General features: G+C 76.0%; 20 protein-coding genes. 13 read left to right on the plus strand and 7 right to left on the minus strand.

The window, feature by feature from the left end; translation table 11 throughout:
• Position 1 precedes the first annotated feature (1 nt).
• The 4 genes from ACFQ8E_RS14410 to aroB are packed head-to-tail and all read left to right on the plus strand — an operon-like array spanning position 2 to position 3909.
• On the plus strand, positions 2-889 hold the full coding sequence (locus ACFQ8E_RS14410) for a shikimate dehydrogenase (RefSeq protein ID WP_430551241.1): 888 nt from the start codon (positions 2-4) through the stop codon (positions 887-889).
• Between the two features lie 43 nt (positions 890-932).
• On the plus strand, positions 933-2150 hold the full coding sequence (aroC, locus tag ACFQ8E_RS14415) for a chorismate synthase (RefSeq protein WP_430551242.1): 1218 nt from the start codon (positions 933-935) through the stop codon (positions 2148-2150).
• Positions 2147-2758: a shikimate kinase gene (locus ACFQ8E_RS14420; protein ID WP_430551243.1), complete on the plus strand. Its 612-nt coding sequence runs from the start codon at positions 2147-2149 to the stop codon at positions 2756-2758. Before aroC ends, ACFQ8E_RS14420 begins: the two co-directional genes overlap by 4 nt.
• The gene (aroB, locus tag ACFQ8E_RS14425; RefSeq protein WP_430551244.1) at positions 2755-3909 is read left to right on the plus strand and encodes a 3-dehydroquinate synthase; all 1155 of its coding nucleotides are present in this window, start codon (positions 2755-2757) and stop codon (positions 3907-3909) included. The genes ACFQ8E_RS14420 and aroB overlap by 4 nt, the downstream gene beginning before the upstream one ends.
• Here the strand turns inward: aroB and ACFQ8E_RS14430 are convergent.
• Entirely contained in the window at positions 3906-4358 is a 453-nt protein-coding gene (locus ACFQ8E_RS14430; protein WP_430551245.1) for a hypothetical protein, read from the minus strand. The two genes, aroB and ACFQ8E_RS14430, sit on opposite strands and share 4 nt — an antisense overlap.
• A gap of 65 nt (positions 4359-4423) precedes the next feature.
• Here ACFQ8E_RS14430 and ACFQ8E_RS14435 point away from each other — a divergent pair, with 65 nt between their 5' ends.
• On the plus strand, positions 4424-5146 hold the full coding sequence (locus ACFQ8E_RS14435; RefSeq protein WP_430551246.1) for an ArsR/SmtB family transcription factor: 723 nt from the start codon (positions 4424-4426) through the stop codon (positions 5144-5146).
• 12 nt (positions 5147-5158) lie between these two features.
• Here the strand turns inward: ACFQ8E_RS14435 and ACFQ8E_RS14440 are convergent, their stop codons facing one another.
• Positions 5159-5965: a glycerophosphodiester phosphodiesterase gene (locus ACFQ8E_RS14440; RefSeq protein WP_430551247.1), complete on the minus strand. Its 807-nt coding sequence runs from the start codon at positions 5963-5965 to the stop codon at positions 5159-5161.
• Entirely contained in the window at positions 5962-7080 is a 1119-nt protein-coding gene (locus ACFQ8E_RS14445; protein ID WP_430551248.1) for an alpha/beta hydrolase, read from the minus strand. Before ACFQ8E_RS14445 ends, ACFQ8E_RS14440 begins: the two co-directional genes overlap by 4 nt.
• 98 nt (positions 7081-7178) lie before the next feature.
• Between ACFQ8E_RS14445 and ACFQ8E_RS14450 the strand changes: the two genes are divergently transcribed.
• Positions 7179-8648 carry an MFS transporter gene (locus ACFQ8E_RS14450; RefSeq protein WP_430551249.1) on the plus strand — a complete coding sequence of 490 codons (1470 nt, stop codon included), beginning with the start codon at positions 7179-7181 and terminating at the stop codon, positions 8646-8648.
• Here ACFQ8E_RS14450 and sigJ read toward each other — a convergent pair.
• Entirely contained in the window at positions 8587-9648 is a 1062-nt protein-coding gene (gene sigJ / locus ACFQ8E_RS14455; protein ID WP_430551250.1) for an RNA polymerase sigma factor SigJ, read from the minus strand. The genes ACFQ8E_RS14450 and sigJ overlap by 62 nt on opposite strands.
• 91 nt (positions 9649-9739) lie before the next feature.
• Here sigJ and ACFQ8E_RS14460 point away from each other — a divergent pair, with 91 nt between their 5' ends.
• Positions 9740-10093, plus strand: a complete 354-nt coding sequence (locus tag ACFQ8E_RS14460; protein WP_430551251.1) for an iron chaperone — start codon at positions 9740-9742, stop codon at positions 10091-10093.
• 20 nt (positions 10094-10113) lie between these two features.
• Here ACFQ8E_RS14460 and ACFQ8E_RS14465 read toward each other — a convergent pair whose 3' ends face one another.
• From ACFQ8E_RS14465 to ACFQ8E_RS14475, 3 genes are all read right to left on the minus strand, one after another.
• Positions 10114-11517, minus strand: coding sequence for an FAD-binding oxidoreductase (locus tag ACFQ8E_RS14465; protein ID WP_430551252.1), 1404 nt, complete (start codon positions 11515-11517; stop codon positions 10114-10116).
• A gap of 101 nt (positions 11518-11618) precedes the next feature.
• Entirely contained in the window at positions 11619-12965 is a 1347-nt protein-coding gene (locus tag ACFQ8E_RS14470; protein ID WP_430551253.1) for an MFS transporter, read from the minus strand.
• Positions 12962-13972, minus strand: a complete 1011-nt coding sequence (locus ACFQ8E_RS14475) for an alcohol dehydrogenase catalytic domain-containing protein (protein WP_430551254.1) — start codon at positions 13970-13972, stop codon at positions 12962-12964. The genes ACFQ8E_RS14470 and ACFQ8E_RS14475 overlap by 4 nt, the downstream gene beginning before the upstream one ends.
• A gap of 74 nt (positions 13973-14046) precedes the next feature.
• On the opposite strand from ACFQ8E_RS14475, the gene soxR reads away from it, so the two are divergent.
• From soxR to nusB, 6 genes are all read left to right on the plus strand, one after another.
• On the plus strand, positions 14047-14526 hold the full coding sequence (gene soxR, locus ACFQ8E_RS14480; RefSeq protein ID WP_430551255.1) for a redox-sensitive transcriptional activator SoxR: 480 nt from the start codon (positions 14047-14049) through the stop codon (positions 14524-14526).
• Positions 14527-14608: 82 nt separating this feature from the next.
• A complete protein-coding gene (locus ACFQ8E_RS14485) occupies positions 14609-15055 on the plus strand; it encodes a type II 3-dehydroquinate dehydratase (RefSeq protein WP_430551256.1) in 447 nt (148 codons plus the stop codon).
• Between the two features lie 84 nt (positions 15056-15139).
• Positions 15140-15859 (plus strand): hypothetical protein, encoded by a 720-nt coding sequence (locus ACFQ8E_RS14490; protein WP_430551257.1) that lies wholly within the window; start codon positions 15140-15142, stop codon positions 15857-15859.
• Positions 15856-16233: a hypothetical protein gene (locus ACFQ8E_RS14495; protein ID WP_430551258.1), complete on the plus strand. Its 378-nt coding sequence runs from the start codon at positions 15856-15858 to the stop codon at positions 16231-16233. Before ACFQ8E_RS14490 ends, ACFQ8E_RS14495 begins: the two co-directional genes overlap by 4 nt.
• A gap of 95 nt (positions 16234-16328) precedes the next feature.
• Positions 16329-16892, plus strand: coding sequence for an elongation factor P (gene efp, locus ACFQ8E_RS14500; protein ID WP_430551259.1), 564 nt, complete (start codon positions 16329-16331; stop codon positions 16890-16892).
• Positions 16893-16907: 15 nt separating this feature from the next.
• Positions 16908-17324 carry a transcription antitermination factor NusB gene (gene nusB / locus ACFQ8E_RS14505; protein WP_430551260.1) on the plus strand — a complete coding sequence of 139 codons (417 nt, stop codon included), beginning with the start codon at positions 16908-16910 and terminating at the stop codon, positions 17322-17324.
• Positions 17325-17374: the final 50 nt, after the last annotated feature.

The following is a 17374-nucleotide window of genomic DNA, read 5'->3' on the forward strand; positions in this document are numbered from 1 at the left end:
CATGACCGTCACTCGACGAGCGGCGGTGCTGGGCCACCCCGTCGCGCACTCCCTCTCGCCCATCCTGCACACCGCCGCCTACGACGCGCTCGGACTCGAGGGCTGGGAGTACACCGCGATCGACACCACGGTCGAGGACCTGCCGGCGCTCGTCCGGAGCCTCGATCTCGGCTGGGCCGGCCTGAGCGTGACCATGCCCCTCAAGCACGCGGTCATGGACCTCGTGGACCACGTCGACCCGCTCGCCGTGGCCGTGGGCGCCGTCAACACGGTGCTCGTCGGCCCCGCGCAGTGCGGCGTGACGCTCACGGGCACCAACACGGACGTGTACGGCCTCGTCACCGCGCTCCGCGAGGGGTTCGCGGCCCAGGGGCGTGGTGCCGGCGCGGGCGCGGAGAGCGCCGTCGTCCTCGGCGGCGGCGCCACCGCCGCGTCCACGCTCGCGGCGCTGGGCGAGCTCGGCTGCACGACGCCGCGCGTGCTGGTCCGCTCCCTCGGCCGCACGGCGGGGCTGCAGGAGGCGGCCGCGCGGATGGGCGTCAGCCCGCGCTTCGAGGTCCTCGACCCGTCGGCCTCGCTGGGCGCGCTGCGGGACGCCGACGTCGTGGTCTCCACGATGCCGGCCTACGCCGCCGACCCGGTCGCGGCCGCGATCGCCGCCCACGGCGCCGAGCCGTCGGGCGTGCTGCTCGACGTCGTCTACGACCCGCGCCCCACCGCGCTGGCGACCGCCTGGTCGGACGCGGGCGGCACCGTCGTCGGCGGGGAGCGGATGCTGCTGCACCAGGCGGTGGAGCAGGTGCGCCTCATGACGGGGCGCACGGCCCCGGTCGCGGCCATGGACGCTGCGCTCGGCCGTGCCCTGGCGACCCCGGCGTCCGCCCGCTGACCACCGGACGGACCCGCGGCGCGAGCGTGGAAGAATCGCAGGCATGCTGCGCTGGATGACGTCGGGGGAGTCGCACGGTCCGTCACTCGTGGGGGTGCTGGAGGGCCTGCCCGCCGGCGTCGAGGTGGTGACCGCGGACATCCAGGCGGCGCTCGCCCGCCGGCGGCTCGGGTACGGCCGCGGCGCCCGCATGAAGTTCGAGCAGGACGCGGTGCGCGTGCTCGGCGGCCTGCGCCACGGGATCACGCAGGGCGGCCCGCTGGCCTTCGAGATCGGCAACACCGAGTGGCCCAAGTGGACCGACGTCATGTCGCCGGACCCCGTCGACCGCGACGCGCTGCTCGTCGACGCCGGCACCGGTGACGAGCGCGAGATCGCGCGCAACCGGCCGCTCACCCGTCCCCGCCCGGGCCACGCCGACCTCGTCGGGATGCGTAAGTACGGCTTCGACGACGCCCGGCCGGTGCTCGAGCGCGCGTCGGCCCGCGAGACCGCGACGCGTGTCGCGCTGGGCCTGGTCGCGGCGAAGTTCCTCGAGCAGGCGGTCGGCGTCCGGCTCGTCTCGCACGTCGTGGCGATCGGCCCGGTGGAGGTCCCCGAGGGCACCGAGCTGCCCACGCCCGACGACGTCGCCGCCCTGGACACCGACCCGGTGCGCTGCTTCGATGCCACGACGAGCGCGGCGATGGTCGCGGAGATCGACGAGTGCCGCAAGGACGGCGACACCCTCGGCGGCGTCGTCGAGGTGCTCGCCTACGACGTGCCGACCGGCCTCGGCAGCTACGTGCAGGGCGACCGGCGCCTCGACGCCCGCCTGGCGGGCGCGCTCATGGGCATCCAGGCGATCAAGGGTGTCGAGGTCGGCGACGGCTTCCGCACCGCGCGCCGCCGGGGCTCGGCCGCGCACGACGAGATCGAGCGCGGGGACGACGGCCACATCCACCGCCGCTCCAACCGCGCGGGCGGCATCGAGGGCGGCATGTCGAACGGCGAGGTGCTGCGCGTGCGCGCCGCGATGAAGCCGATCTCCACCGTGCCGCGGGCCCTCGCGACGGTCGACGTCGCCACGGGGGAGGCCGTCACGGCGCACCACCAGCGCTCGGACGTGTGCGCGGTGCCGCCCGCCGCCGTCGTCGCGGAGGCGATGGTGGCGCTCGAGCTGGCCCAGGCCGTCGTGGAGAAGTTCGGCGGCGACTCGGTGGCCGAGGTGCGGCGCAACGCGGAGGCGTACCTCGCCTCGATCCCCGAGCTGCTCCGATGAGCGCGGGCGTGCCCCGCGCGGTCCTCATCGGTCCGCCCGGCAGCGGCAAGACGACCGTCGGCCGCCTGCTCGCGCAGCGGCTCGGCGTCGCGTTCCGGGACACGGACGCGGACGTCGAGGAGACCGCGGGCAAGCCGGTCGCCGAGATCTTCGTGGAGGACGGCGAGCCGCACTTCCGCGAGCTCGAGCGGGAGGCCGTCACCACGGCTCTGGCCTGCCACCCCGGCGTCCTCGCCCTCGGCGGTGGCGCGGTGATGGACGAGCACACCCAGCGGGCGCTCGAGGGCTACGTCGCGGGCGGCGGCACCGTCGTCTTCCTCGACGTCTCCCTCGCGCACGCCGCGCCCCGCGTCGGATTCAACCAGTCCCGCCCGCTGCTCGTGGGCAACCCGAGAGCGCGATGGGTCGAGCTGATGCAGGCGCGCCGCCCCACCTACGAGCGGCTCGCCACGGTGCACGTCGTCTCCGACGAGCGGCCCCCGCAGGAGGTCGCCGCACAGGTGCACGCCGGTGTCAGGGGTGCACCGGCCCAGGAGGGCACGGCTCAGGAAGGCGCGGCGCAGCACGACGCGGCCGCGGGCACATCGGCACAGGAGGTCCAGTCATGACGGTCCGCGTGACCGTGCAGGGCAGCACGAACGAAGCACCGTCCTACGACGTCGTCGTCGGGCGGCACCTGCTCGGCGAGCTGCCGGGCCTGCTCGGGGAGGGCGTGCGGCGGGTGCTGGTCATGCACCCGGCGTCGCTGCAGGCCACCGGGGAGGCGGTCCGCGAGGACCTCGTGGGCCAGGGCTACGAGGCGTTCGCGGTCGAGCTGCCCGACGCCGAGGAGCAGAAGACCGCCCAGGTCGCCGCGTTCTGCTGGCAGGTGCTGGGCCAGGCCGACTTCACGCGGTCGGACGCGATCGTCTCCGTCGGCGGCGGGGCGACGACCGACCTGGCCGGCTTCGTCGCGGCCACCTGGCTGCGGGGCATCAAGGTCGTGCACGTGCCGACCACGCTGCTCGCGATGGTCGACGCCGCGGTGGGCGGCAAGACGGGCATCAACACGGCCGAGGGCAAGAACCTCGTGGGCGCCTTCCACCCGCCCGCGGGGGTGCTGTGCGACCTGGCGGCCCTGGAGACCCTCGACCGCTGGGACCTCGTCGCCGGCATGGCGGAGGTCGTCAAGACCGGCTTCATCGCCGACCCGCGCATCCTCGAGCTCGTGGAGGAGCACGCCGACGAGCTGCGGGAGTGGAAGGGCTCGGACGCCTCGCCGGAGACCTGGGCCGTGCTGACGGAGCTCATCGAGCGGTCGGTGCGGGTCAAGGCCCGCGTCGTGGGGGAGGACCTCACGGAGCAGGGCCTGCGGGAGATCCTCAACTACGGGCACACCCTGGGGCACGCGATCGAGCTCACCGAGCGCTACCAGCTGCGGCACGGCGCCGCCGTCGCGATGGGGATGGTCTTCGCGGCCGAGCTCGCCCGCCTCGGGGGCAAGCTCGACGACGCCGTCGTGGACCGGCACCGCGCGATCCTGGACTCCCTCGGCCTGCCCACCACCTACCGCGGCGACCGCTGGGACAAGCTCCTCGCGGCCATGCAGCGCGACAAGAAGACGCGCGGCAACCTGCTGCGCTTCGTCGTGCTGGACGACGTCGCGAAGCCGACGCGCCTCGAGGGGCCGGACCCGACGCTGCTCGCCGCCGCGTACGCGGAGATCTCGAAGGAGCCGCCGGCCGGCCGCCCCGGCGTGACGGTCCAGCTCGGGCTCTAGCCCGCGCTCCCGCCGGCCGGGCGCGCGGACTCGCGCTCGGCGTCCCACCCGCGCACGACGTCCCGGCACGCCGGGATGTCGTCGTCCGCGACGAGCAGCACGAGGTTGCCGTCGTGGTCGCTGTACAGGTGCTCCACGACGATGCCTGCGTCCGCGAGGTGGCGCGCGAACGCGCCCATCTGCCCGGGGACGTCCTGGGCGAGGCGGGTCGTGACGACGTCGCGGGCGACCGCGGGTCCGAGACCCGCCGCCGCCAGCGCGTCGACCGCGCGGGGTCCGTCGTCGACGAGGAAGTGGGCGACGCGGCCGCCGTCGAGGCTGGTCACGCCGCCGCCCTCCAGACTGACGCCGGCGCGCCCGAGCGTCTCGCCCAGGTCGGCCAGTGCGCCGGGCGTGCCGGGCAGACGGACCTCGAGGTCCTGCGGGGCGGGGGCAGCAGAGGCGGTCATGCGCCGACCGTAGACGCGGGACGTCTCGGCGTCCGCCGAAGCGTCGCCACCGTATCGTCGGGGCCATGGCTGCTGACGGGCGGGACCGGGACTTCACCGCCGTCGGGCGTGCGCTCGCCGCGCCGGCCCGGTCGGTGTTCCTGGGGCTGCTCATGGACGGCACGGCCCGCCCGGCGGGGGAGCTGGCCCGCGCGGCCGGCGTGCGGGCGTCCACCGCGTCGGAGCACCTCGCGGTGCTCCTCGAGGCCGGCCTGGTGACCTCACGCGCGCAGGGGCGTCACCGGTTCTACGAGCTCGCGGGCCCGGAGGTGGCGGATGCGCTGGAGGCGCTCGGCGGCCTGACGGGGCCGGCGCCCGTGACGGGGTACCGCCGCAGCCGCGAGGCCGCCCGTCTGGCGGAGGCGAGGTTCTGCTACGACCACCTGGCGGGGCGGCTCGGTGTGGGGCTGACCGGCGCGTGGGTGGCGTCCGGGTGGCTGGTCGGGGGGTCGCTCGCGCTCACGGACGCCGGGGCCCACGGGCTGCGCGACCTCGGCGTGGAGGTCGACGCGGCCGTCCGCGCCCGCCGTCCCACGGTGCGGGCCTGCGTCGACTGGACCGAGCGGCGCGTGCACCTGGCCGGCGCGCTCGGCGCCGCCGTCGGCGCCCGCTTCCTCGGCGCGGGGTGGGTGGCGCGGACGACCGGGCGGGGGCTGCGGCTCACCCCGAGTGGGCAGGCCGTGGTGCGCGAGGCTTGGGGCGTCGAGCTCGCCCCGGCCGGCGGGGGCGCCGGACCCGGCCGGGCCTGACGGTCGGGACGCTCAGGCCCACAGGCCGCGCGCGACGAGCACGTCGCGCAGCAGGTCGGCGCGGTCGGTGACGATCCCGTCGACGCCCAGGTCGAGGAGACGACCCATCTCCCCAGGGGTGTTGATCGTCCACACGTGCACCTGCCGCCCGGCGCGGTGGGCGGCGGCGACCGTCCTCGCGTCGACCACCGGCACGCGGCCCTCGGAGACGGGGACCTGCAGGGCGTCCACGTCGCGCAGCGCGCGGCGGGTGATCGCGTCGACCCGGAGGCGGGCCCCGGCGAGGAAGCGCGCCACCTCGCGGCGCCCGGCCGACGTCGCGACCGGGCGGGACAGGCGGGCGAGGGTCGCGCGGCGGCGCCCGACGTCGAACGACGTGACGCAGACCCGGTCGTGCGCGCCGGTGCGCTCGATCGCCTCGGCGGTCGGCGCCACCCCGGAGTCCTCCTTGACGTCGATGTTGACCCGCAGGTCGGGCCAGGTGCCGAGCACGTCGTCGAGGCGCGGCACCGGCTCGCTGCCGCCGATGCGTGCGTGCCGCACGACCGACCACGGCAGGTCGGCCACGCGCCCGGTCGCGTCGGTGGTGCGGTCGAGGGAGGCGTCGTGCAGGGCGACGGCGACGCCGTCGGCGGTGCCGTGCGCGTCGGTCTCGACGTAGCGGAAGCCCAGGTCGACCGCGGCGGCGAACGCCGCCAGGGAGTTCTCCAGGTTCTCCCGGCCGTGCGAGAAGCCGCGGTGGGCCAGCGCGACGACGGCCAGCGGCGCGCCGTCGGCGTCGCGGGGGTCGAGGTACGGGTGCGCGGGGACAGGTCTCACGGCTGCGCCTCTTTCTCGCGCACGGTGTCGCGGGTGTCGCGGGTGTCGCGGGTGTCGTCGGTGTCGCGGAGGTCGTCGGCGCCGGCGGTCAGGGTCCCGGGGACGGGCGGGCGGGCCTGCGGCAGGCGGGCGGCGAGCCATGCCAGGACGCCGTCGAGATAGGCGTGCCGCGGCGTGTCGGCGGACAGGGCGAGGTCGTGCACGCCGCCGGGCACGACGAGCGGGATCGTGTCGGGCCCGACCCGGGGGGTCAGGGCCGCGATCCGGCCGACGTCGAGCACGGTGTCCTGCGCGTCGAGAAGCGGGTTGTCGGGCCGGTCGGGGCCGGAGGTGTCGCTGCGAGCGACCAGGACCGGCCCGGGGACGGCGAGACCGCGGGCCAGGCGGGCCTGCGCGCGCGTGACCGTGCGGAGCCAGCCGGCGCGCGCCGGGAGCCCCTCGGGGCGCTTGAGCGTCGTGTCGAAGTCCCACCGGCCGCCGTGGGAGGCGTGCTGGGCCGTGGCGTACTCGGAGGGGTGCGCGCTGACGACGGCGAGCGGGCGACGTCGGCCCAGGACCTCGAGCACCGCGGAGCGGCCCGCGTCCGCGAGCCGGGAACCGCTGAGGGAGAAGAACGGCGAGTTCAGCACCAGGAGGTCGGGCCCGTGCGCCGGGTCGTGACGGACGGCGTGCGCCCACAGCGCCGCGCCCAGGCCGCCCGTCGAGTGCGCGTGCACCACGAGCGGTAGGCCCGGCTCGAGCTCCCGGACGGCGTGCGCCGCGGCGGACAGGTCGGCGCCCGCCTCGCGCAGGCTCGCGACGTAGTGCGGGGGCAGCGGGTCGTCGGCCCCCGGGCCGGCGTCGAGCAGGGAGCGCCCCGCGCGGCGCAGGTCGACGGCGTGGAACGCCAGGCCGGCGTCGACGAACGCCCGGGCGAGGTGCGCCTGGAAGAAGTAGTCGTTGTACCCGTGCACGTGCAGCACGACGGCGCGCGGCCGCGCCGGCCGGTCGACGGCCCGCACCAGGGTCGCGGGGCCGAGCGGCCGCTCCTCGAAGGCCGGGCCGAGGAGCCGGTCGGGCCGCCACCGCCCGGCGGGACCGGGGCGTCGGGGCGGGCGCGGGGCGGGGGCGTGCACGGCGCGATCGTATCCGCGGGCGTCGGTCGCGGCGCGCCGTCGACCGCGGTGCGACGCGCCCCTCCCGCCGGGCGCCCGCGTCGGGCAGACTGCGCCTCATGAGCGACCGACCGGCGGTGCCGGAACCCGTACCCGACGCCGCGCCCACCGCCTCGCCCGGGTCGCCGCACGGCTCACCTCACGGCCCGCGGCACGACGGCGCGGCGAGGCCGGGCGTCGCGGAGGCGCCGGTGCCGCGCCGCCAGGTCGTCTCCTGGGCGATGTGGGACTGGGCCACCCAGCCGTTCAACACCGTGATCGTGACGTTCGTCTTCACGGCCCTGTACCTCACGAGCGACGCGTTCCTGACGCCCGAGGTGGCCGCGCTGCCCGCGACGGACCCGGTGCACGAGCGCGCCCTGGCCGGGCTCACGAGCGGGCTGGGGCTCTGGATCACGATCGGGGGCCTGCTCGTGGCGCTCCTCGCGCCGGTGCTGGGGCGTCGCGCCGACGTCGAGGGACGCCGCAAGGCCTGGGTGGGCGGCGCGACGCTGGTCATGGTCCTGGCGATGGCGGCGCTCTTCGCCGTCCGCGCGGACCCGGCCTGGTTCGTGCTCGGCGCGGCCCTGGTGTCCCTCGGCAGCGTGTCGAGCGAGATCGCCGGCGTGAACTACAACGCCATGCTCGTGCAGGTGTCGACGCGCGGCACCGTGGGCCGGGTGTCCGGGCTGGGGTGGGGGCTGGGGTACCTGGGCGGGATCGTCGCGCTCGTCCTCGTCGTGGTGGCGCAGACGTTCGACTGGTGGGGCATGCCCACCGACGACGGCCTGGCCTACCGGGTCATCGCGCTGGGCTGTGCCCTGTGGGCCGTGGCCTTCGCCTGGCCGCTGTTCCGCTACGTGCCCGAGGCGCCGCCCGCCGAGGACCGCCCGCGCGTCGGCTTCTTCGCCGGGTACGTCGTCCTGGTGCGCGACGTCGTCGCCCTGTACCGCCACGAGCGGCCCACCTTCTGGTTCCTGCTCGCGAGCGCCGTCTACCGCGACGGCCTGTCCGCGGTGTTCACGTTCGGCGCCGTCATCGCCGCGGTGTCGTTCCGGTTCGGCGACGACGCGGTGATCGCGTTCGGCATCGCCGCCAACCTGCTCGCCGGGCTCAGCACGATCGTCGCCGGGCGCCTCGACGACCGGTTCGGGCCCCGCGCGGTGATCATCGGCTCGCTCACCGGGCTCGTGGTGTGCGGGCTGCTCGTCGTCGCGCTGCACCCGTTCGGGGCGGCGGTGTTCTGGGTGGCGGGGCTGGCGCTGACCTGCTTCGTCGGCCCGGCGCAGGCCGCGTCCCGCTCCCTGCTGGCGCGGGTCGCGCCCGCCGGGCGCGAGTCGGAGATCTTCGGCCTCTACGCGACGACGGGCCGCGCGGTCTCGTTCCTCGCTCCCTCGATGTGGACGCTGCTCATCGCGCTCACGGGCGCCACCATCTGGGGGACCCTGGGCATCGTCGCCGTGATCCTGGTGGGCCTCGTGCTCATGCTCAAGGTGACGGTGGGCCGTCGGGAGCCTGCGCGGCCCGACGTCGCTGCCCCGCTGCCCTGATCTCGGCGGCCACCGCCTCCAGGTCGGCCAGCGGCGCCAGGTGGCGCAGCTTGTCCGGGTTGATGACGCCGTCGATCCGGGTGATGCGCCCGCCCACGACCTGCACCGCGTACGTGCCGATGACGCCGCCGCCGACGGACTCGTCGGCGTACGCGATCATGCCCGGAGCGCCGTTGACGACGGTCGCCTCGATGCGCGCGGGCGCGCCCCGCCGCGCGAACCCCGACAGGAGCCGGGCCACCGCCACGTTCCCCGACACCGGGCGGGACACCGCCAGCCCCGCCGGCACGTTGCCGCCGCCGTCCCCGGTGAGCGCCACGTCGTCGGCGAGCAGCTCGACCAGCGCGTCGACGTCGCCCTCCTCCGTGGCCGCGATGAACCGCCGCACCAGCTCCGCAGCGTGCGGGTCGGTCCTGGCCGCCCCGGCGCTCGCCCCGGACTCCGCCTCCCGCCGGGCCGCGACCCTGCGCCGCGCCCGTGACGCGAGCTGCCGCGCGGCCAGCTCCGTCGTCCCGATCACCTGGGCCGACTCGCGGTGGGGATAGCCGAACACGTCGTGCAGGAGGAACGCGGCCCGCTCCGCCGGCGTGAGCGTCTCCAGGAGCACGAGGAAGGCCGTCGACAGGTCGTCCGCCAGCTCCGCGTGCGCGGCGGCCTCGCGCCCCGCCGACCCGGCCGCCACCACGTCCCCGACCAGCGGCTCGGGCACCCACTCGCCGACGTACGACTCGCGCCGCACCCGCGCCGAGCGCAGCACGTCCAGCGCGATCCGGGTCGCGACGGTCGTCGTGTACGCGGCGGGGTTCATCACCGCGGGGTCCACCGCCCCGACCGGTGCCACGCGCAGCATGGCCTCCTGGGCGACGTCCTCCGCCTCCGTGACGCTGCCCAGCATCCGGTACGCGGCGCCGAACGCCACCCGGCGCAGGTCCTCCAGGTCGGTGCGGGGCTCGGTCGCACGCCCGGTGCGTCGTCGGGCGGGGGTGTCCGTGCGTGGCATGCTGCCCATCCTTCCGCGGGGCGGGCGTTCCGCCCCGCACTGCCGACGACGTGGCGTGGCGAGACGTGACGCCGCACCCCACGATGGACCCGTGGGAGACGTCGAGGAGTACCTGGCCACCCTGACCGGAGCGGAGCGCGACGCCGTCGCGCGCGTCTACGAGCGGGCACGGGCCCTCGTGCCGGACGTCGAGGAGGGCCGCAGCTACGGCATGCCCGCGCTGCGGTACCGCGGCAGCCCGCTGGTGAGCGCCGTGGTCACGCGCACGCACGTGGGCCTCTACCCCTTCAGCCCCGACGTCGTCGCGGCGCTCGCGGGCGACCTGGGCGGGTTCCGCACCACCAAGGGGTCCGTCTCCTTCCAGCCCGACGCCCCTCTGCCGGACGACGTCGTCGACCGGCTGGTGCTCGCGCGCCGCGACGAGATCGACGCGCGGGCCCGCTGACCGTCCCCGTCGTCCGCCTGCTACGCCGGTGGCACGTTGACGTTGCCGCGGAACCGGTTCTGCGGGTCGTAGCGGCGCTTCACGTCGCGCAGCCGCTCCCAGGTGGCGCCCGGGTAGGCCGCCCGCGCGGCGTCGAGCCCGCCGTCGAGGCTGAAGTTCACGTACGCGCCCTCCGCGCCGCGCAGGCGGTCGGCCAGTGCCTCGACCCAGGGTGTGTACCCGGCGGCGCCGGCCGCGTCGCGCGCGACCGCGGCGACGTTGCCCACCAGGCGCGCACCGCGGTGGGCATAGGCCGTCGCGTCGGCGGGGACGTCCGACACCGCGCCGCCGAGCACCCGCAGCTGGGCGGCGCGCATCAGCGCGTCGGACCCCTCCAGCTGCTCCAGGAGGTACGCCGCGGCGGCCTCGTCGAGCCCGTCGGCGAGGAACGTGCGCCCGGTCGCGACGAGCGGGCCGCCCTCCGGGCCCCCCTCCAGCAGGCTGGGGTAGGGCGCGGTGCGCAGGCCGTCCAGCAGCGCGCCGCCGGCGCGGGCGGCGACGTCGCGCAGCGGGGCCAGGGCGGTGTCCGCCTGGTCGAGCGGGCCGGACCAGCACGCGTTGGCCATGACCACGAGACCTCCGTGGTGCTCCGCGGGGATCATCGGCATCGGCGGCGCCGGCATCACCATGACGACCATCGTCAGCTCCGGGGGCGCGGCCTGAGCGGCCGCGACCACCCTCGCCACGCTCTCGGGCGTGGCCGGCAGGAGGAGCACTCCGCCGACCACCTGCGACACCTCGTGCAGGGCGAACCGGAACCGTGTCACGACGCCGAAGTTGCCTCCGCCGCCCCGCAGCGCCCAGAACAGGTCGGGCTCGTGGTCCGCGTCCGTGCGCACCACCTCGCCGTCCGCGGTCACGACCTCCGCGCCGAGGAGGCTGTCGATGGTCATGCCGAGCGACCGCGACAGGAGGCCGACGCCGCCGCCCAGCGTGATGCCGCCGACGCCGACGGTGCCGGTGTCGCCGAACGGGGTCGCCAGGCCGTGCTGCCCGGCCGCGCGCGAGTACGCGCCCGCGGTGATGCCGCCGCCGGCCCAGGCCGTGCGGCCGTCGACGTCGAGCTCGAAGGAGTCGAGATCGCGCAGGTCCAGGGTGAGCGCGCCGTCGGCGGCGCCCAGACCGAAGACCGAGTGCCCGCCCGAGCGGACGGACACCTCGGCGCCGGCGTCGCGCGCGACGCGCACCGCGCGGACCACGGCGTCCGTGTCGGCGGGCCGGACGACGGCCGCCGGGCGCTGCTCGACGCCGCCGGGCTCGATGGCGCGGGCGGCGTGGTAGCCGTCGTCGTCCGGGGCGACGACGGGCGTCGCGTCGCCGAGCGCGGTGCGGAGCGCGTCGACCGGGACGGCGGGTGGCGTGGGGGGATTCGAGGGCTGAGACATCGTGACTCCTCGTCGGGACGACGGTACGGGGACCGGGCCGGTCTGCGGCCCGGTCCGTGCGGACGAGCAGGGGAAGCACCAGAGCTCGCCCGGGGGTGCACTCAGGAGGACCGGGCGGGGAGCACATCCTCATCGGCAGCATCCCGTACACCCGACGGGAACGCGACGGAATTCGTGACGGTGCCGGGTCGGGTACGACCGGCCAGCACGGCCGCGGTCAGCGCGAGCGCCGCGGAGAGGCCGAGGCACACCGCGTACGCGGCCGCGCCGACCCGGTCGTGCAGGGCCCACAGCAGCGCGCCCGTGCCGGTCAGCGCGAGCGCGGACGCCGCCGCGTCGGCCACCTGGAGCACCGACATCGACACGCCCTGCGCCGACGGCGGCGCGAGCTCGAGGACGAGCAGGTTGAGGGTGGGGAACATCAGACCCATCCCGAGCCCGCTCAGCACCCACGGCGCGGCCGCGGCGGCCAGGGGCACGCCGGGGACGACCAGCAGGGCGACACCCGCGGTCCCCAGCGCGAGGGAGATGCCGCCGACGCGGAGGAACCCCGCGTGCGACAGGCCTCCGAGCCCGCGACCGCGTGCCCACGACCCCGCCGACCACCCGAGGACGTGCAGCGTGAGGACCGCCCCGGCGAACGCCGGGGCGAGACCGCGCTCGCGGACGAGCGCGAGCGGCAGCAGCACCTGCGCACCCACGAACGCGGCGGCCACGAGCGCCCGCACCAGCACGACCGTCCCCAGCCCGCGCGCGCCGCGCACCACCTGGCCCACGACGTCCCGCCACGACGCCGCGTCCCCGCCGTCGTCGGCGACCCGTCCGGCCGAGCCCCGCGTGCGCCCCGCCGCCAGCGCCGGCCGCAGGGCCAGCAGGGCGGGCACGGCCAGCGCGGGCACGGCGAGGAACACCCACCGCCACCCGAGGTACTGCGTCATCGCCCCGGCGAGCAGCGGGCCCACGACCCCCGGCACCACCCACGCGGCCGCGAACCACGCGAAGACCTTCGGCCGCCGCTCCGCGGGGAACACGCGTGCCACCAGCACGAAGATCGCGACCCCCTCGATGCCGCTGCCCGCGCCCTGCACGGTGCGACCGGCCAGGAGCACCGGCATGCTCGGCGCCAGCCCCGCGACGAGCAGCCCCGCGAGGAACAGCGAGATCCCCGCCAGCAGCGGCGGCGTCGGCCCGCGGCGGTCCGTCCACCGGCCCGCGACCAGCATCCCCACGACCCCCGCGGCGGACCCCGACGCGAACGCGAGCGTGTACAGGCGCAGGCCGTCCAGCTCGGCGGCCACCGTCGGCATCGCCGTCGAGACCGCCAGGGACTCGAACGCCCCCAGCGCGACGTACGCCACCATGCCGGTCAGCACCGTGCGCTGCGCCCGGACGCCCAGCAGCCCGGCGCGCGACCCGTCGGCCGCACCCTCGGCGGACGCGCCGGTCATCCGAGGACCACCTTGCCGACCGTGCGGCGCTCCTCGAGCTCCCGGTGCGCCCGTGACGCCTCGGCGAACGCCACCCGATGGGTGAGCACGCGCCACTCGCCCGACGCCGCCCGCTCCAGGGCCCGTCGCTGGTAGGCGCGCAGGTCGCCGAACGCGGGGGCGCCGGGCCCGACGACGGCCCGCACCTCGACCGGGTCGCCCGCCGGGGTGACGGCGCTCGCGGCCACGGGGTTCGGGCTCCCGGAGGCCCAGCCCTGCACGACGAGCCGACCGCCGGGCCCGAGGAGGGCCGCGGCCTCGGCGCCCAAATCGCCACCGACGCCGTCGATCACGACCGTCGCGGCGGCCGCGCGCAGCCGGCCGAGCGCGGCCCGCGCGGCGGCGGGCCAGCCGTCCCCGGCGACGTCGACGACGGCGAGCCGCTGACCGGCGTCGGGTGCGAGCCCGCGGACCGCGCGGACCTTGCGCGGCCCGCCGGCCAGGGCGAGGACCCGGGCGCCCGCGTCGAGCGCCGACTGGACGAACAGGGAGCCGAGGCCACCTGCGGCGGCGGTGAGCACCACGACGTCGTCGGGACGCGGCCGCGCGACCTCCAGCGTCATGAGCGCCATCCGGCCCGTACCGATCATCGCGACGGCGTCGGCCAGGTCGAGCCGGTCGGGGAGGCGGTGCAGGGCGTCGACGGGCGCGACGGCGAGGCGCGCGTACCCGCCGCCGTCGGGCGTGGCGCCTAGGTGGGCGGCGACCCGGACCCCGAGCCGGTCGTCCCCGACGTCCGGGCCGACCGCGACCACCGTGCCCGCGACCTCGCGTCCGGGGATGGCGGGGAGGCGAGGCGCGGGCAGGGGACCGGTGGCCTCGCCGCGGCGCAGGGTGGTGTCCAGCAGGTGCACGCCGTGCGCGCGGGCGGCGACGAGCACCTGGCCGGGGCCGGGCACGGGGTCGGGGACCTGCTCGAGGACGAGGGTCTCGGGCGGGCCGTAGGTGTGGTGGCGGATAGCGTCCATCCCGTCATGCTGTGACCTGAACTATGGTTGAGGTCAAGGGTCGGGAGGCCGCCGCGCGGGGAAGGACACCGATCGTGCCGGAGCATGCGACCGAGAGGGTCCCGTGGGACCACGTCGAGCTGTCCGTCGGCGAGGTGGCCGCGCGCAGCGGCGTCGCCGTCTCCGCCCTGCACTTCTACGAGCGGCGCGGCCTGATCGCCAGCCGCCGCACCTCCGGCAACCAGCGGCGCTACCGACGTGACGTCCTGCGCCGGGTGTCGTTCATCCGGGTCTCCCAGCGGGTCGGCATCCCGCTGGCGCGCATCGCCGAGGCGCTGGAGACCCTGCCCGCCGATCGCGCCCCGAACGTCCGCGACTGGGAGCGGCTGTCCAAGGCCTGGCGCACGGACCTCGACGCGCGCATCGAGCAGCTCGAGCGGCTGCGGGACGACCTCACCGACTGCATCGGCTGCGGCTGCCTGTCCCTGAGCCGGTGCGTGCTCGCCAACCTGCACGACGCGCTCGGCGACGACGGCCCGGGCCCGCGCCGGCTGCTCGTCGACGAGACGGACTGACCCGACCGGGACGGCCGGACGACCGGTGGCGCGAGCGCGGACGGCCGGGACGGCCGCCGTGGTGCCGCCGTACCCTCGGGCCATGACTCACGTCCTCGTCCTCAACGGTCCCAACCTCGGTCGGCTCGGCGTGCGCGAGCCCGAGATCTACGGCCACGCGTCCATGTCCGACCTCGAGCGGGAGGCCGCCGTCTGGGGGAGCGAGCTGGGCGTCACCGTCGACGTGCGCCAGACCGACGACGAGTCGGAGCTCGTGGGCTGGCTGCACGAGGCCGTCGACGCCCGCGCGCACGTGGTGCTCAACCCCGCGGCGTTCACGCACTACAGCTACGCGCTGCGCGACGCCGCCGCCCAGGTGACGTCCTCCGGGCTGCTGCTCGTCGAGGTGCACCTGTCGAATCCCGCCTCGCGCGAGTCGTTTCGGCACTACTCCGTGGTGGCCGGCATCGCGACGGGCACGATCGCGGGCTTCGGTTTCGACTCCTACCGGCTGGCGCTCGGCGCCCTCGCGCACAAGCTCCAGTCCTGAACTCCTCCTTCTCCAGAGTCCAGGCTTGACAGGAAACAAGTCCTGAGACTTGTCGAGGTACTCACAAGGTCGTAGCGTTGAGCCATGATCGTCGTCACCGCGGACCAGCGGGGCAGCACCCGGGGTCCCGACCGCGTGCCCGAGGCCCTCGCGCTCGTCGCCGCGCGGGCGCACGGACGGCCGGGAGTGCTGCTGCCCTTCGACCGCACGGTGGGCGACGAGCTCCAGGGCGCGCTGTCCGCGGACGACGACGGCGCGGCGCTGGCCGTCGACGTCGTCCTCGACCTGGTGCGCGACGGCGGATGGTCCGTGGGGATCGGTCTCGGCGCGGTCGACCGGCCGCTGCCGGCAGAGTCGAGGGCGGCCTCCGGCCCGGCGTTCGTGCGGGCCCGTGCGGCGGTCGACCGGGCGAAGCGGCGCGGGCGCGGCAGCGTGCCCCTGGCCGTGGTGGGGCCGGACGAGGAGCCGCGCTCGACCGTCGCCGCGGACGCGCAGGCGCTCCTGCATCTGCTCGGGGCCGTCGTGGCGCGGCGTTCCACGGCGGGGTGGGAGGCCGTCGACACGCTCGTCGCGCAGCGGGGCCCGGCACCGCAGCGGGCCTCGGCGGCCGCGTTGGGGGTCAGCGAGCAGGCGGTGAGCCAGCGGCTGCGTGCCGCGCTGTGGGCCGAGGACGCGGCCGTCCGACCGCTCGCGGCGCGCCTGCTGCGGGCCGCGGGTGCCGACCTGGACGATGACCCGGACGGCGACCCGGACGGCGACCCGGACGGCGACCCGGACGGCGATGCAGGGGAGGAGCGCGCGTGAGCTTCGGAGCGGTGGCGACGGACGTCGCGGTGTGGCTCGTCGGCCTGGGCGCGAGCGTGGGCGGTGGTGCCTGGCTCGTGCCGTGGGTGCTGCGGCACGCGGAGCGGGAGCCGCAGGCCGCGGCGGAGGCGGTCGCCGTGCTGCGCGGCGGCACCTGGATCGGCCTGCTCGAGCGGCTATGCGTCACGGGTTCGCTGCTCGCGGGCTACCCGGAGGGCGTGGCCGTCGTCGTCGCGGTCAAGGGGCTCGGCCGGTTCTCGGAGCTGCGCGAGCACCCGGTCGCGAGCGAGCGGTTCGTGGTCGGGACGCTGGCGTCGCTCGCATGGTCGGCCGCCGTCGGGATCGCGGGGCACGTTCTCCTGGTCGCGCTGTAGAATGTTGCGGGCTCTCTGCGGCCCGGCACGTCGACATCCGCACGACATCCGCACGACTTCCGCTCCGTACCCGACCCCGAGGACGAACAAGAAACGTGGCTACCTCCAACGACATCAAGAACGGCACCGTGCTCCGCATCGACGGTCAGCTCTGGTCGATCATCGAGTTCCAGCACGTCAAGCCGGGCAAGGGTGGCGCGTTCGTCCGCACGAAGATGAAGAACGTGCTGTCCGGCAAGGTCGTCGACAAGACCTTCAACGCGGGCACCAAGGTCGAGACCGCGAACGTGGACCGCCGCGACTTCCAGTACCTGTACATGGACGGCGCCGACTACGTCTTCATGGACACCGACACCTACGACCAGATCACCGTGCCCGCCGCCACCGTCGGCGACGCGGCGAACTACATGCTCGAGGGCATGAACATCATGGTCGCGTCCAACGACGGCACGCCGCTGTACGTCGAGCTCCCGTCGTCCGTGGTCCTGGAGATCACCTACACGGAGCCGGGCCTGCAGGGCGACCGTTCCACCGGCGGCACCAAGCCCGCCACCCTCGAGACGGGCGCGGAGATCCAGGTCCCGCTGTTCCTCGAGCAGGGCACCAAGGTCAAGGTCGACACGCGTGACGGGTCGTACCTGGGCCGCGTGAACGACTGACGGGCGCCTGCTGACATGGGTGCACGCACCAAGGCGCGCAAGCGCGCCGTCGACATCCTCTTCGAGGCGGAGCAGCGGGGGATCGACCCGCAGGTGCTCGTCGCCGACCGGGTGATCGAGCCGCACACCGAGGCCGCCGTCCCGCAGTACACGGTCGACCTCGTGGAGGGTGTCGCCACCCACCGCGAGCGCATCGACGAGCTGCTGGCGACCTACTCGCAGGGGTGGACCGTCGAGCGGATGCCGGCGGTCGACCGCGCGCTGCTGCGGATCGGCACCTGGGAGCTGCTCTACAACGACGACGTCCCCGACGCCGTCGCGGTGGACGAGGCGGTCGACCTCGCCGGACAGCTCTCGACGGACGACTCGCCGTCGTTCGTCAACGGCCTGCTGGGCCGGCTGGTCGACATCAAGCCGACGCTGCTGATCTGACGCGTCTCGACGCCCCACAGGCGGTGGCGCACGCATCCGGGCCCGGATGC

The sequence above is a fragment of the Isoptericola sp. NPDC056573 genome, from assembly GCF_042793335.1.
Taxonomy (GTDB): Bacteria; Actinomycetota; Actinomycetes; order Actinomycetales; family Cellulomonadaceae; genus Isoptericola.

Coding starts and splice junctions, on each gene's coding strand:
- ACFQ8E_RS14410 (WP_430551241.1), top strand. CDS start 2: ATGACCGTCACTCGACGAGCGGCGGTGCTGGGCCACCCCGTCGCGCAC.
- aroC (WP_430551242.1), top strand. CDS start 933: ATGCTGCGCTGGATGACGTCGGGGGAGTCGCACGGTCCGTCACTCGTG.
- ACFQ8E_RS14420 (WP_430551243.1), top strand. CDS start 2,147: ATGAGCGCGGGCGTGCCCCGCGCGGTCCTCATCGGTCCGCCCGGCAGC.
- aroB (WP_430551244.1), top strand. CDS start 2,755: ATGACGGTCCGCGTGACCGTGCAGGGCAGCACGAACGAAGCACCGTCC.
- ACFQ8E_RS14430 (WP_430551245.1), bottom strand. CDS start 4,358: ATGACCGCCTCTGCTGCCCCCGCCCCGCAGGACCTCGAGGTCCGTCTG.
- ACFQ8E_RS14435 (WP_430551246.1), top strand. CDS start 4,424: ATGGCTGCTGACGGGCGGGACCGGGACTTCACCGCCGTCGGGCGTGCG.
- ACFQ8E_RS14450 (WP_430551249.1), top strand. CDS start 7,179: ATGAGCGACCGACCGGCGGTGCCGGAACCCGTACCCGACGCCGCGCCC.
- sigJ (WP_430551250.1), bottom strand. CDS start 9,648: ATGCCACGCACGGACACCCCCGCCCGACGACGCACCGGGCGTGCGACC.
- ACFQ8E_RS14465 (WP_430551252.1), bottom strand. CDS start 11,517: ATGTCTCAGCCCTCGAATCCCCCCACGCCACCCGCCGTCCCGGTCGAC.
- ACFQ8E_RS14470 (WP_430551253.1), bottom strand. CDS start 12,965: ATGACCGGCGCGTCCGCCGAGGGTGCGGCCGACGGGTCGCGCGCCGGG.
- ACFQ8E_RS14475 (WP_430551254.1), bottom strand. CDS start 13,972: ATGGACGCTATCCGCCACCACACCTACGGCCCGCCCGAGACCCTCGTC.
- ACFQ8E_RS14485 (WP_430551256.1), top strand. CDS start 14,609: ATGACTCACGTCCTCGTCCTCAACGGTCCCAACCTCGGTCGGCTCGGC.
- ACFQ8E_RS14490 (WP_430551257.1), top strand. CDS start 15,140: ATGATCGTCGTCACCGCGGACCAGCGGGGCAGCACCCGGGGTCCCGAC.
- nusB (WP_430551260.1), top strand. CDS start 16,908: ATGGGTGCACGCACCAAGGCGCGCAAGCGCGCCGTCGACATCCTCTTC.